Source organism: Aromatoleum aromaticum EbN1 (genome assembly GCF_000025965.1).
Classification (GTDB): domain Bacteria; phylum Pseudomonadota; class Gammaproteobacteria; order Burkholderiales; family Rhodocyclaceae; genus Aromatoleum; species Aromatoleum aromaticum.
Genome location: NC_006513.1, coordinates 3,620,167 through 3,633,701 on the forward strand (window position 1 = coordinate 3,620,167; position 13,535 = coordinate 3,633,701).

10 protein-coding genes and 1 riboswitch are annotated in these 13,535 nt (G+C 66.0%); of the genes, 5 read left to right on the plus strand and 5 right to left on the minus strand.

The window, feature by feature from the left end; all coding sequences use genetic code 11:
* The first annotated feature begins 177 nt into the window (after positions 1 to 177).
* Positions 178 to 1,086, plus strand: coding sequence for a ChaN family lipoprotein (locus EBN1_RS17350; protein WP_041646551.1), 909 nt, complete (start codon positions 178 to 180; stop codon positions 1,084 to 1,086).
* Positions 1,087 to 1,191: 105 nt separating this feature from the next.
* Here EBN1_RS17350 and EBN1_RS17355 read toward each other — a convergent pair whose 3' ends face one another.
* Positions 1,192 to 3,909: a glycosyltransferase gene (locus EBN1_RS17355; protein WP_011239278.1), complete on the minus strand. Its 2,718-nt coding sequence runs from the start codon at positions 3,907 to 3,909 to the stop codon at positions 1,192 to 1,194.
* A gap of 269 nt (positions 3,910 to 4,178) precedes the next feature.
* Here EBN1_RS17355 and EBN1_RS17360 point away from each other — a divergent pair, with 269 nt between their 5' ends.
* Complete coding sequence (locus EBN1_RS17360) at positions 4,179 to 4,613, plus strand: hypothetical protein (protein ID WP_241762757.1); 435 nt, start codon at positions 4,179 to 4,181, stop codon at positions 4,611 to 4,613.
* Here EBN1_RS17360 and EBN1_RS17365 read toward each other — a convergent pair.
* From EBN1_RS17365 to gcvT, 4 genes are all read right to left on the minus strand, one after another.
* Positions 4,515 to 6,140 carry a glycoside hydrolase family 17 protein gene (locus EBN1_RS17365; RefSeq protein WP_011239279.1) on the minus strand — a complete coding sequence of 542 codons (1,626 nt, stop codon included), beginning with the start codon at positions 6,138 to 6,140 and terminating at the stop codon, positions 4,515 to 4,517. The genes EBN1_RS17360 and EBN1_RS17365 overlap by 99 nt on opposite strands.
* Positions 6,141 to 6,221: 81 nt before the next feature.
* Positions 6,222 to 9,140 carry an aminomethyl-transferring glycine dehydrogenase gene (gene gcvP, locus EBN1_RS17370; protein WP_011239280.1) on the minus strand — a complete coding sequence of 973 codons (2,919 nt, stop codon included), beginning with the start codon at positions 9,138 to 9,140 and terminating at the stop codon, positions 6,222 to 6,224.
* Positions 9,141 to 9,203: 63 nt separating this feature from the next.
* Entirely contained in the window at positions 9,204 to 9,590 is a 387-nt protein-coding gene (gene gcvH, locus EBN1_RS17375; protein ID WP_011239281.1) for a glycine cleavage system protein GcvH, read from the minus strand.
* 121 nt (positions 9,591 to 9,711) lie between these two features.
* Positions 9,712 to 10,794, minus strand: a complete 1,083-nt coding sequence (gene gcvT / locus EBN1_RS17380; RefSeq protein WP_011239282.1) for a glycine cleavage system aminomethyltransferase GcvT — start codon at positions 10,792 to 10,794, stop codon at positions 9,712 to 9,714.
* Positions 10,795 to 10,992: 198 nt separating this feature from the next.
* Positions 10,993 to 11,080, minus strand: a riboswitch (glycine riboswitch).
* A gap of 133 nt (positions 11,081 to 11,213) precedes the next feature.
* On the opposite strand from gcvT, the gene EBN1_RS17385 reads away from it, so the two are divergent.
* The 3 genes from EBN1_RS17385 to EBN1_RS17395 all read left to right on the plus strand — a co-directional run bounded on the left by EBN1_RS17385 (position 11,214) and on the right by EBN1_RS17395 (position 13,533).
* Positions 11,214 to 12,044, plus strand: a complete 831-nt coding sequence (locus EBN1_RS17385) for a 3',5'-nucleoside bisphosphate phosphatase (protein ID WP_011239283.1) — start codon at positions 11,214 to 11,216, stop codon at positions 12,042 to 12,044.
* Between the two features lie 73 nt (positions 12,045 to 12,117).
* Positions 12,118 to 12,747: an L-threonylcarbamoyladenylate synthase gene (locus EBN1_RS17390; RefSeq protein ID WP_011239284.1), complete on the plus strand. Its 630-nt coding sequence runs from the start codon at positions 12,118 to 12,120 to the stop codon at positions 12,745 to 12,747.
* Positions 12,748 to 12,873: 126 nt separating this feature from the next.
* A complete protein-coding gene (locus tag EBN1_RS17395) occupies positions 12,874 to 13,533 on the plus strand; it encodes a site-2 protease family protein (RefSeq protein ID WP_011239285.1) in 660 nt (219 codons plus the stop codon).
* Positions 13,534 to 13,535 lie beyond the last annotated feature (2 nt).

A 13,535-nucleotide genomic window follows, 5' to 3' on the forward strand; every position in this document is an offset into this window, starting at 1 on the left:
TCGAATCGAACTGCAGCACCACGAATCGTGGCGAGCGGTTGCTCCGGAGGGACGATGATGAGTCGGGGCTTTGTGGGGGGCCTTGTTCGGGACCTTGTCCGCCCGTCCTGGCGGGCGGCCGTTCTTTCAGTAGCGCTTGTTGCCGGCATTCCGGGCGGCGATGCGGTCGCAAGCGGGGTGGCTGAAACGCTTTATGCTGCCGGCGAGGCCGCGGTGGTGCTCGACTATGCAACGCTCGCGAAGCGCATTGTGGCTGCCGACGTCATCTATCTCGGCGAGCAGCACGGCAACCCGCATCATCATGCCGCGCAGCTCAAAATCGTGACCGACCTTGTCGCCGCCGGCCGCCGTCCGGCAATCGCGTTCGAGTTCGTGACCGTTCCGCAAACCAGCGAGTTGATGAGCTTCGTGTCGATGTCCCGGATTCCCGCACACGACAAGGCCGCGGTGCGGCGACTGCGCGGTGAGCTCGGCTGGCAGACCGGTACCGAGTGGCGCGACTACGGGCCGCTGCTCGAATTCGCGCGTGCACATCGGCTGCGTGTCGCGGGGATCGACCTTCCGCAGAGCCTGCGCCGCCGCATCAGCCGCGTCGGCACCGAAGGGCTCAACGCCGTCGAACGCACGCAGTTTCCCGACAGCGGGCTGGTCGATCCGGCCTATCGACAGCTGATGCACGAGCGGCTGAACGCGGCGCATTGCGGCTTCGCTTCGCCCGAACTCGTGGCGCGCCTGTACGCGACCTGGCTTGCCCGCAACGACACGATGACGATGGCCGTGACCGCGCTCGCAGCCGAACAGCCCCTTGAACCGGTGGTCGTGATTCTCGGGCTGGGCCATGTCGAGAACAACATGGGAGTTTATGAACGAGTGGCACAGCGCGCGCCGACACTGCGTCAGCTCAATATCGGCTTCCGCGCCCGCTCTGCGGAACTGCGCATTGCGGATGAACTCGCGCCGCTCGATCGCTTCGGCAAACAGTTTGCGGCGGCGCACGAGATCCTGTGGGTGACGCCGCCGGTGGCCGCACAGCAGCCGGCCCCTTGCGAAGGGCTGGAGCTGCGCATGAAGAAAATGGAGAAGTGATTTCCGGCATCGCTCCCTTCGATACCGGAAATCGACCGCTTCGGCCCCTTATTCGCCCCTTATCCTCGCTGTGGCGAGAACAGGTAACCGGGATCCTGGGGCAGGTCAGCCGCCCGCACGCATTGCCTCGACTTCGACGATCGGCGTGACGCTTGCCTCCTCGATCGGGGTGACGCTCGCCGACGGCCTGGTTTCGGGCGCCGGCTCGACCGTCGTCGCAGGGCGTTCGGGCATGTACGAAGCGGCCTGACAGGCGATCGCGGCGAGGTAGGGAATGCACTGCAGCGCGAGGATGCCGACCCACAACTGCGCTTCGAGATCCTGTGCGCCGCGCAACCAGACCAGCACCACCGAGCCGAGAACCAGCGCGAGCAGCAGTCCGATTTCCTCGCGGATCGGCGAGAAGAATGCGAGCGTTCCCTTGTCCTTCCACCCCTTGGGAGTGCGGACGAATTCCCCGCGTTTCTTGACGAGGCCCGCAAACACGCCGCGGGCAATCGCATGCGCCATGCCGACCGACAGGATCGAGGCACCGAGGATGTCCTTCCATGGCGCATCCATGGTGCGCCGGTACAGGATCGGACCGAGGCCGCCCTTGAACGCCATGAACACCAGGATCGGCAGCGCGAGCGCAGACACCGGCAGGCCGAACTCCTGGGGCATGTAGAGCATGCCGATCGTCCACGCCAGGCTCGCGAACACGAAAACGAGCTGCAGCGCGTCACCGAGCCAGGCGAACCAGCCGGTGAGGAAATGGTAGCGTTGCGCGATGTTCAGCCGGCTCGGGCCGATCATCGCGGGCAGGTGATGCTTGAGTATCTGCATCGCGCCGAAAGCCCAGCGGAAGCGCTGGCTCTTGATCGCGGCGAAGTCCGATGGCGTCAAGCCGCGGCCGAGGATGTGGTCGACGTAGCGCGTGTCATAGCCTTTTTCGATCAGGCGCAGGCCCAGTTCGGTGTCCTCGCAGATGCACCATTCGGACCAGCCGCCGACTTCCTCGAGCGCGAGGCGGCGCACCAGCGTCATCGTGCCGTGCTGGATCAGCGCATTGCGCTCGTTGCGGTGATGCATGCCGATGCGGAAGAAGCCCTCGAATTCCCAGTTGCACATGCGGCGGAACGGCTGCGTTTCCCAGTCGCGGTGCGCCTGCGGCGCCTGCACGACAGCGACGTCGGCGGCGTCGAAGTGCGGGATCAGGCAGGACAGCCAGTCGGGCGAGACGACGTAGTCCGCGTCGACGACGCCGACGACCTCGGCGCGCGGATCGGTTTGCTTGAGGCCGAAGTTCAGCGCCCCGGCCTTGAATCCCGGCCAGTTCTCGAGGTGGAAGAAGCGGAAACGCGAGCCGAGCTCGGCGCAGCGCGCTTCGAGCGGCTTCCACAGCGCCTCGTCCTTCGTGTTGTTGTCGAGTACCAGCACCTCGAAATTACCGTAGTTCATCGCCGCCAGGCTGTCGATCGTCGCGATCACCATCTCCGGCGGCTCGTTGCAGCAGGCCAGATGGATCGACACGAAGGGTTCGCGTTCGGCGGCGAGCGGGGTGAGCGGGAGGAAGCGCCGCTTCCAGCGTCGCTTGAAGAGCACCTCGCCGAATTCGAAACCGTGCGACAGCAACACCGCGATCGTCAGCACCGTCGCGCCGATCAGCATCGCCAGCCCGATCAGGTCGCGCTGCGTCAGGTAGTAATCGGCCGGCACGTTCGCACCGATCACCAGCGTCACCGCACAGGCCTGAATCAGCGCCGAGAGCCACAGCCGCCCGAGGATGCTCCAGTCGCGCAGCAGGAAGCAGATCAGGAACATCGGCACGAGCGCGATCAGCGCGGCCATGCGCGCCTTCTCGTGCCAGCGGATATCCTGCACGACGAGGCCTTCGAGCGGGAACTTCGCCTGGCGCTCGGCGTTGAACATGCCCCAGTAGGCGCCGGCCCAGCCTTCCAGCTGGATCTTCCATGGCTGGTCGATCGCTTCCATGATGAAGTAGTCGAGCGTCGGGCTGCGCGGATGGGCGAGGAACTCGCGGATGAAGCGCGCCTCGTTTTCCACCGACGGCACGGAGGTCGTTTCCTCCGCGCCGAAACTGTTCATGACCGGGCCGCGGCTCGGCCAGCCGACTTCGCCGATGACGATCTTCTTCTTCGGAAACGCTTTCGCCAGCTCGTCGTAGCGCATCAATACGTATTCGACAGCGGACTCGACCGGCACCCCTTCGTGGTAGGGCAGCAGGTGGACGGTGATGAAATCGACGCTCTTGGCCAACTCCGGGTGCTTCAGCCACACGTGCCACGGCTCGGCCGTGGACACCGGGACTTTCGGCCGTCGCAGGGCCTTGCGCACCTTGTCGAGATAGGTGGAAAGCTCGGCGACGCTCAGGTCGCCGCGCAGCAGCACTTCGTTGCCGACGATGACGCGCTCGATGTGCCGCATCTCGCGTGCGGACTCGATCAGCGCGTCGATCTCGCGGTCGTTCGCTTCCGGGTCCGGCGACAGCCAGGCGCCGGCCGTGACCGTCAACCGGCGCTCGCCCGCCAGCCGGACGATCGCCGGCACTTCGGTGCTGCCATAGGTGCGGATGCGTTCGCCCGTCTGCGCGAGCAGGTCGAGGTCCGCGGCAATTTCGGCTTCGTTCGGATAAGTCCCCTTGAGCGGGCTCTGGTCACGCTGGAAAGGACTGTAGGCATAGCCGCGGATGCTGTTGCCGGCGCCGATGAACTCGGTGCCGCGGTTCCACCGCTCCGCGAAGAGGTATTGGGCTCCGGCGACCAGGCCGGCAAGAATCAACGCTACGATCAGACGGTAAATCAGCGAAGCGGCGTATTTCATTAAAATCGGGATCCCCACAGGGGGTTGATCGATCGCCGCGGCCCCTCATTCCTCGCATGCTTCGGAATTGCGGCTCGATGCAGCGCAAAAATCAATCCTGGCCGGGCTTGTGACACAATTCACCAGCTCGACCGCAACTGATGCGGCGCGAAGTTTATTCGTTTTTTCAGTTGCTTAGCAAAGTTTCCCTGTGTGCAATTTGCAACAGGAAGTAGGCCTGCAAGCGGATGCTTGATTTGTAAGGGAAAACGGAGTTGAGGAAAAATAATTTGCGTCAATACGATCGAAGCCGTATTTCGCTGGTCGTCGCGAGTGTAGTGCTTCTTGCGGCCGTGTTCGGTCTGCGCTACGGATTGCTCGAAGCCGGCGCGTTCCCGCTCGACTGCGGCGAGTCGCTCGCCGAAGGGCTCGGGCCGTGGTGCGCGACAAAATGGCTGCTGGTGCAGTCCTTCCTCGACCAGCGCCTGGGCTGGTTGAGCTTTGCGTGCGGCGTTGCGGCTTTCGTGCTGCGCTATCGTCCCCTCGCGTGGGGAGGGTGGTTCGGCGGCCTGGCCGGGCTGGTGCTGTACAGCTTCGACCCGTCCGCGGTCGGCGCGCTGCTGTCGCTACTGGTCCTCGCGCGCAGCGGCCCGCAGCGTCGGCGCGGCGAGGAGGAGGCCAGTGAAGAGCCAGACCGCGGCCTGCGGGTTCAGCGGCTCGGATAGCCAGCGGCCGAGGACGGACACCACGATCACGGCTGCGCAGAGCCGCTCCTCGGCCGCGTGGCGGCTGTTCGCGAACCACCCGACGACGCCGAGAGTCAGCGCCGGCACGATGAACAGCAGCGACGGAAAGTCCCGGTAGCGCGGATCGACGAACAGCAGCAATGCGCCGACCGCCGCGGCGAACAGCAGCACGACGCGCAGCAGTCCGAGGCACGTCGACGCATCGAGCGACGCAAGGCGACCGCGCAACCACGCGCTCCATGCCGACGCGCCCGAACGTATCCCGTCGTCCGGAGACCAGCGGGCGAGGGTCACAGGCACCAGCATGCCAATGGCGAAGACGAGGCCGAGCAACGTCCATTCGAGTCCGTTCCGATACGCGAGTTCGGCGTGTTCCCAGTGCAGGATGGCGACTGCGCCGGCCACCGCCCCCATCGCGGCGACGGCCGCGAGCTGCAGCAGCGTGCGCCTCTTCGAGCGCCCTCCGGCGGCCACAGCGAGGCACAGCAGCACGCCGAGTCCGGCGCCGAGCGCCGGTGCGACGAAAGTGTCGCGTTCAGCTACCGGTCCGGCAAGCGGAAACTTCGGTGCCAGGTCGACATCGAGCACGCCCCAGTAACCGCCGACAGTGCCTTCGAGGCGGCGCTTCCACGGCTGGTCGATGGCTTCGATGAGGTTGTAGTCCCAGCCTTTGTCATGCGCGCGGCGGATGAATTCGCGGATGTAGCGGGCTTGATTGATCGCTGACGGCAGCGACGCTTCGCGCTGGCGCCCGGCGCTCGGCCAGCCGGTTTCGCCGATCGTCACCGGTTTGTCGAAGTGTTCGCGGACCTCTTCGAAAACTGTCGCGACATGCGCGACCGCGTGCTCGATCGCCACCGGATCGTCCTCCCAGAACGGCAGGATATGCACCGTGACCCGGTCAACGGCGCCCGCCAGACTCCGATGCTTGAGCCAGAATTCCCACACGTCCGCATACGTCACCGGTATTTCCGTACGGGCGTTGGCGTATCTGATCAGCTCCCGCAGCTCATCTTCGGTGCGCTCGCGGCGCAGCAGCACCTCGTTGCCGACGATCAGCATGCGCACGACGTCGGCGTTGTCGTTGGCGATGCGGATCGCACGGTCGAGCTCGATCGCGCTGCGCTTGCGGTCGGCGCTGATCCATGCGCCGAGCAGCACCCCGAGCCCGAGTTCGCGCGCGACATCCGGCACCTGCTCCAGCCCTTGGGTGACCGAATAGAGGCGCACGCACTCGGTCATGCGCGACAGCGCGGTCAGATCGGCGACGATCTGCTCGCGCGAAATCACCAGCGTCTCGTCGTACGGCGTCTGGCCGGGAAGGCGATAGGGCGCATAGGACACGCACTTCATCCGTTCGCCGTCCGCCAGCTGCAGGTCATGCATCGGGACGGGCTGCATCTGGCGCGCGACCACCATGCCGAGGCCTGCCAGCGCCACGACGTGAACGAGCAGCAGGGCGAGCCAGGGAACGAAGGACCAGCGTGGCGGGCGAAAGTAGGGCATGTCGAGGGTGAAGCGTCGGGCCGATGCATGAAAAAAAGCCACGCCTGGCTTGGCGTGGCTTCCCGGCGACGGGGGGCGATTCTAGCTCGCGTAGTCCTCTATGGGCACGCAGGCGCAGAAAAGATTGCGGTCGCCATAGACGTCGTCGATGCGGTTGACGCTCGGCCAGAACTTGTTTTCGGCGACCCACGGCAGCGGGAAAACCGCCTGCTCGCGGCTGTACGGGCGGCTCCATTGCGCGCCGTCGGCAGCGATGAAATCCGCCTGCGTGTGCGGCGCGTTCTTCAGTGGGTTGTCGTCCGTCGGCCACGCGCCGTTCTCGACTTCGCGGATCTCGTTGCGGATCGTGATCATCGCCGCGATGAAACGATCGAGCTCGCCGAGATCCTCGGATTCGGTCGGTTCGATCATGATCGTGCCGGCGACCGGGAACGACATCGTCGGCGCGTGGAAGCCGTAATCCATCAGCCGCTTGGCGATATCGACCTCGCTGATGCCGGTATTCGCCTTGATCGGACGGATGTCGAGGATGCACTCGTGCGCGACCCGGCCCTGCGAACCAGTGTAGAGCACCGGGTAATGCTCGGCGAGGCGGTTCGCGACGTAGTTCGCGTTGAGGATCGCAACCTCGGTGGCAAGCTTGAGCCCGGTGTCGCCCATCATCGCGATGTACATCCACGAGATCGGCAGGATGCTCGCCGAGCCGAAGGGCGCTGCGCTCACCGCACCCTGGCCCTTGTTCGGGCGCGTTTCATCGCCGGTCGCCGCGACGACGTGGTCGGCCATGAACGGGGCGAGGTGCGCGGCGAGCCCGATCGGCCCCATGCCCGGTCCGCCGCCGCCGTGAGGGATGCAGAAGGTCTTGTGCAGGTTCATGTGGCTGACGTCGGCGCCGATCGTCGCGGGTGAAGTCAGGCCGACCTGCGCGTTGAGGTTCGCGCCGTCCATGTACACCTGGCCGCCGTGGCGATGCACGCTGGCGCAAATCTCGCGGATTGATTCCTCGAACACGCCGTGCGTCGACGGGTACGTGATCATCAGCGCGGCGAGCCGGTCGGCATGCTGGGCGACTTTCGCCTCGAGATCGGCGAGGTCCACATTGCCGCGTTCGTCGCACGCGACGACGACCACGTCCATGCCGCACATCTGCGCACTCGCCGGGTTCGTGCCGTGCGCCGACTTCGGGATCAGGCACACGCGGCGATGCGTGTCGCCGCGGCTGTCGTGGTAGCGGCGGATCGCGACGAGGCCGGCGTATTCGCCCTGCGCGCCGGAGTTCGGCTGCATCGAGATCGCGGCGAAACCGGTGACCGCTTTCAGGTAGCCGGCGAGGCCGTCGATCATCTCGAGATAGCCGCGGACCTGTTCGCGCGGCGCGAACGGATGCAGGTTCGCGAACTCTGCCCACGTGATCGGGATCATTTCGCTCGTCGCGTTGAGCTTCATCGTGCACGAGCCGAGCGAAATCATCGAATGGTCGAGCGCGAGGTCGCGGTTCTGCAGCTTCTTCAGATAGCGCAGCATCTCGTGCTCGGTGTGATGCGTGTTGAATACCGGGTGCGTGAGGATCGCGTCGTCGCGCAGCAGCGCAGCGGGGATCGCGCCGCCGGCCGCGCCGACTTTCGCGTCAAGCGCTGCGAGTTCGCCCGAAGCGCCGAACAGACGCAGCAGCGTCGCAACGTCGTCGCCCGTCGTCGTCTCATCGACCGACAGCCCCAGTACCGTATCCGACACCGGCCGCAGGTTGAAACCCGCCGCGTCGCAAGCGGCGAGGAGCTCTGCCGTGCGGGCGCCGGTATCGACCTGCAGCGTGTCGAAGAACGCGCCGGCCGGCACGTTGAAGCCGGCGTCACGCAGCCCTTGCGCAAGAATCGCGGCGAGCCGGTGGATGCGCGCGGCGATCGTGCGCAAGCCCTGCGGGCCGTGATAGACGGCGTAGAAGCCCGACATATTCGCGAGCAGCACTTGCGACGTGCAGATGTTGGAGTTCGCCTTCTCGCGGCGGATGTGCTGTTCACGCGTCTGCAGCGTCATGCGCAGCGCCGTCTTGCCGCGCGCGTCCTTCGACACGCCGATGATGCGCCCGGGCATCGCGCGCACGTTCGCTTCGCGCGTCGCGAAGAATGCCGCGTGCGGGCCGCCGAAGCCCATCGGCACGCCGAAGCGCTGCGCCGAGCCGAGCGCGATGTCCGCGCCCATCGTGCCGGGAGATTTCAGCAGCACCAGCGCCATCAGGTCGGAAGCGATTGCGACGACGGCGCCTTTCGCTTTCAGCGCAGCGACCGTGCCGCTGAGGTCGATGATCTCGCCGCGCTCGTTCGGATACTGCAACAGCGCGCCGAAAGCGTCCGCGTTCGCGGCGTCGTGCGCCGGGCCGAACTTCAGCTCGAAGCCGAACAACCCGGCCCGCGTGCGCAGCACGTCGATCGTCTGCGGGAAGCACGCTTCATCGACGTAGAAGACGTTCGATTTCGACTTGGCTACGCGCCGCGCCATCGTCATCGCCTCGGCCGCCGCCGTCGCTTCGTCGAGCAGCGAGGCATTCGCGAGTTCCAGCCCGGTCAGGTCGATGACCATCTGCTGGTAGTTCAGCAGCGCTTCGAGCCGGCCCTGCGCGATCTCGGCCTGGTACGGCGTGTAGGCGGTGTACCAGCCTGGGTTTTCCATGACGTTGCGCAGGATCACCGCCGGCGTATGGGTGCCGTAGTAGCCCATGCCGATCAGCGATTTCCTGATGACGTTCTTCGCCGCGATCGCGCGCAGGTCCGCAAGGGCCTCGTGCTCGGGCTTCGGCCCTTCGAGCGGCAGCGGCGCGGCGAGCCGGATCGCCGGCGGCACGGTCTGGTCGATCAGCGTATCGAGGTCGGGGGCGCCCACGGCGGCAAGCATCGTGGCGATTTCGGTCGCGTTCGGACCGACGTGGCGGCCGATGAACGCGTCGCGTTGCTCGAGCTCGGCGAGCGGCGCGTTCAGGGGCGAAGCAGGGGAAGCATTCGGCATGGCAGTGACTCGGCAGGATTTCCGGACCGGCGAACCGGTCCGGGGAAGATGTGGCGGGTGAGGTCAGGCGTTCGCGATCTCGGCCTGGTAGCCCTGGGCGTCGAGCAGCGCCGCGACGTCGCCGGCGTTGGCCGGCTTGAGCTTGAACAGCCACGCCGCGTAGGCGTCGGCATTGACAGACTCCGGTGCGTCGACGGCGTCCTGGTTCGATGCGATGACTTCGCCGTCGACCGGCGCGTAGATGTCGGAAGCCGCCTTGACCGATTCGATGACGGCGCACGCCTCGCCGGCCGCGAGCTGCCGACCGGCTTCCGGGAGCTCGAGGAAAACCACGTCGCCGAGCGCTTCCTGCGCGTGGTCGGTGACGCCGATCGTCAGGGAGCCGTCGGCTTCGACGCGGATCCATTCGTGGGACTTCGTGTATTTCAGCTCGGCGGGAACGTTGCTCATGGTGGACTCCAGAGGGAAAACGTGACGACCGGACGAGGTCGTCCGGTTCCGGGTTGGGGAGGTGGCGAAAGTGCCGTTACGAAAAAAGTCAGTTGGACGACGCGTCGGTCGATCGGCGCAATCAGACCAGCGCCTTGCCGTTGCGCACGAACGGCAGCTTGACCGTGCGCGCTTTCAGGCGACGACCGCGGATATCGACTTCGACCACTTCGCCCGGCTCGACGCCGAGCGGCAGGCGCGCGAAGGCGATCGATTTTTCGAGCGACGGCGAGAAGCTGCCGCTGGTGGTTTCGCCTTCACCGGCGGCGGTAAACACCCTCATGTGCGCGCGCAACACGCCTTTGTCCTCGAGGATCAGGCCGAGCACCTTGCGGCGGGCAGGGTTCGCGACGAGCGCGGCGCGACCGACGAAATCGCGCGATTCATCTTTCAGGTCGACAGTCCAGGCGAGGCCGGCGTCGAGCGGCGAGACCGTCTCGTCCATGTCCTGCCCGTACAGGTTCATGCCGGCTTCGAGGCGCAACGTGTCGCGTGCGCCGAGCCCGCAGGGCTTGACGCCCGCCGCGGCAAGCGCGTTCCAGACTGCTTCGGCGCGCGCGGCCGGCAGCGTGATTTCGAAACCGTCCTCGCCGGTATAGCCGGTGCGCGCGATCAGCAGGTCGCCGACCCGGGCGGCCGAAAACGGCTTCAGGCTTTCGCTCGCGGCGTGCGTGTCGGGCAGCGCCGCCCAGGTCTTGTCGCGTGCGTTCGGCCCCTGCACCGCGATCATCGCCAGGTCGCGGCGGCTCTCGAGCGTGACGTTCGCGCCGCTTGCCGCGATGTGCTGGCGCATCCAGGCGACGTCCTTGTCGGCAGTGCCGGCATTGACGACGATGCGGTACGACGTCGGGGAGAAGTAATAGACGATCAGGTCGTCGATGACGCCGCCGTCGGGATTGAGCATGCAGCTGTACAGCGCCTTGCCCGGCTCATGCAGCTTGGCCACATCGTTCGCGAGCAGGCCGCGCAGCCACGTCGTCGCGTCCGGGCCTTCGAGGTCGAGGCCGAGCATGTGCGAGACGTCGAACATTCCCGCGTCGCGGCGCACGACGTGGTGTTCCTCGATCTGCGAGCCGTAATTCACCGGCATGTCCCAGCCGGCGAAATCGACCATGCGGGCGCCGGCGGCGACATGAACGGCGTGAAGAGGGGTATGTTTTGCCACGGGAGGCTCCTTGGGGTGACACCGGTTCGGTTACGAAGGTCGAAATGCAAAACGGGGCGAGACCCGTCCAGGCGAGCGTCGCCCCATCTGTCCCTTGTACCTGAGAGATTCCGGCCGATGCCGGGTGCCCCTTCGGTGGATGCGCCGGTCGGGAACGCTTCGACGTTTCCCGGGCCCGCATCGCTCTCCAGAATTGTGTTCTGTCGGCGGTCCTTTTGCCTGAGCGATTCCTGGGGGGTTACGCCTTCGGCGACTCTCGGGGAGAGTGCTCTCCCGCGCGACGGGCGGACGATAGCATTCGGGAACCGGAACTGGCAACGGGCAGCAGGGCGCGGGCAGCAGAGCGTGTTTGCTATCATCGCGGATCCTCGCGGACTTGCCGCTGTCCGACGACCAGAACCCGCCCGAAAAGGATAGCGATGAACGCCGATCTGCACTGCCATTCCACGATGTCCGACGGCTGGCTCGCGCCCGCGGAAGTCGTGCGGCGCGCCGCGGCCAATGGAGTGACGCTGCTGGCCCTCACCGATCACGACGAGGTCGGCGGTCTCGACGAGGCGATCGCGACTGCGGCCGAAGTCGGGATAAGGCTGGTGCCGGGCGTCGAGATATCCGTTTCCTTCAGCGGCGAGACGGTGCACGTGGTCGGCCTCGGCATCGATCACCGTCATCCCCGACTGCTCGCGGGGCTCGCTGAAGTGCGGGCCGGCCGGGACGGGCGGGCGGTGCGCATCGGCGCGGCGCTGGAAGCGGCAGGCATTCACGGCGCGCTCGAAGGCGCGCGAAAATTCGCCCGCAACCCGGCGCTCGTGAGCCGCGCGCATTTCGCGCGCCACCTCGTCGCGAGCGGCCTGATGCCCGATGTCGGCACGGTGTTCCGCCACTATCTCGCACGCGGCAAGCCGGGGTATGTCGAGCACGAATGGGCAACGCTCGAAGACGCGGTCGGCTGGATCCACGCTGCGGGCGGCATCGCGGTCATCGCCCACCCGGCGCGCTACCGTTTTTCAGAGGCCGAACTCGAGGCCCTGTTCGACCGCTTCACGGCCTGCGGCGGGGAAGCGGTCGAAGTGGTGTCCGGGGCGCATAGCGACGCGGAAGTGCTCAAGTTCGCGAGTGTTGCCCGTCGCCGCACGCTGCTCGCGTCGCGTGCTTCCGATTTCCACGGCGAAAAGGAAAGCCCGGTCGATCTCGGGCGCTGTTCGCCGCTGCCGCCGGACCTCGTTCCGGTATGGTCGCGACTGGAATGAAGGCCGGCCGGGCCGGATTCCGCGTGCTCCCCGACAATCAGAATCGAAAAAACCAAGATCAAGAAAAATCCGCATGGCTCAATATTTCGCACTTCATCCCGAGCAGCCTCAACCCCGACTGATCCGGCAAGCTGCCGAAATCATGCGCTCGGGCGGCCTGGTGACGTTTCCGACCGATTCCGCATATGCGCTGGGTGGCCTGGCCGGGGACGCGAGCGTGCTGCTGCGCATCCGCAGGATCCGCGGGGTCGACGAGCGGCACCATTTCACGCTGATGTGCCGCGACCTCTCCGAAATCGCAACCTATGCGCGGGTCGATAACATGCAGTATCGCTTGCTGAAGGCAACGACTCCCGGGCCCTACACGTTCATCCTCGAGGGCACGAAGGAACTGCCGCGGCGGGTCCTGCATCCGAAGCGCAAGACGATCGGCCTGCGAGTTCCCGACCATCCGGTGGTCGCCGCGCTGCTCGCCGAACTGGACGAGCCGATCCTGACTTCGACGCTGCTGCTGCCGGGCGAGGACCTTCCGCTGACCGACGCCGAGGAAATTCGCGACCGCATGGAAAAACAGGTGGAACTGGTCATCGAAGCGGGTTTCTGCGGGCCGGAGGCAACGACGGTCCTCGATCTGACTTCCGGCGTCCCGGTGCTCGTTCGGGCGGGGAAAGGCGATTTGTCACCGTTCGGTCTCGAGGCATAGTGCCCGATCACGTCTGCCTGCCCGCCACCCGCCTCCGCAATCCCGGGTTTCGCCTGTCGTCGGGCATGGCGATGAAGGGGGCGCAGTCGCGCTCTGCTAGAATGCGCCGTTTTACACCGTGACGTCATGGATTCGCTGATCTCCACCATTGCCATCTGGGCGCTGCCGGTGCTGCTTGCGATCACTCTTCACGAGGCGGCGCACGGATACGTGGCGAGGCATTTCGGCGATCCGACCGCGGACCTGGCCGGGCGCATCACGCTGAATCCGTTCAAGCACATCGATCCGGTCGGCACGATTCTCGTCCCCGGCGCGATCCTGACGCTCAGCAGCCTGTTCGGCGGCGGTGGCGTGCTGTTCGGCTGGGCCAAGCCGGTGCCGGTCGATTTCAGCCGTCTGCGCCAGCCCAAGGCGGACATGCTGTGGGTCGCCGCGGCGGGACCGTTCGTGAACTTCGTGATGGCGATCGGCTGGGCCGTGCTGTTCAAGGTCGCGCTGAGCACGCCGCACAGTGTCTACACGATACCGATGATGAAGATGGCCGACGCCGGCATTCAGATCAACGCGGTGCTGATGTTGCTGAACCTGCTGCCGATTCCGCCGCTCGACGGGGGTCGGATCGCGGTGAGCCTGCTGCCGCACCGGTTGGCGTGGAAATATTCGCGGATCGAGCCTTACGGCTTTCCGATCCTTCTCGTGCTGCTGTTCACCGGGGTGCTCGGACAGTTGCTGTGGCCGATGATGGCCGCTTTCCGGGTCCTTCTCGCGACGCTTTTTGGATTTTGATT

Excerpts from the sequence above, each read along its gene's own strand:
- gcvP (WP_011239280.1), bottom strand. The coding sequence starts at position 9,140 with ATGCCGAATGCTTCCCCTGCTTCGCCCCTGAACGCGCCGCTCGCCGAG.
- EBN1_RS17355 (WP_011239278.1), bottom strand. The coding sequence starts at position 3,909 with ATGAAATACGCCGCTTCGCTGATTTACCGTCTGATCGTAGCGTTGATT.
- gcvH (WP_011239281.1), bottom strand. The coding sequence starts at position 9,590 with ATGAGCAACGTTCCCGCCGAGCTGAAATACACGAAGTCCCACGAATGG.
- EBN1_RS17385 (WP_011239283.1), top strand. The coding sequence starts at position 11,214 with ATGAACGCCGATCTGCACTGCCATTCCACGATGTCCGACGGCTGGCTC.
- EBN1_RS17390 (WP_011239284.1), top strand. The coding sequence starts at position 12,118 with ATGGCTCAATATTTCGCACTTCATCCCGAGCAGCCTCAACCCCGACTG.
- EBN1_RS17395 (WP_011239285.1), top strand. The coding sequence starts at position 12,874 with ATGGATTCGCTGATCTCCACCATTGCCATCTGGGCGCTGCCGGTGCTG.
- EBN1_RS17365 (WP_011239279.1), bottom strand. The coding sequence starts at position 6,140 with ATGCCCTACTTTCGCCCGCCACGCTGGTCCTTCGTTCCCTGGCTCGCC.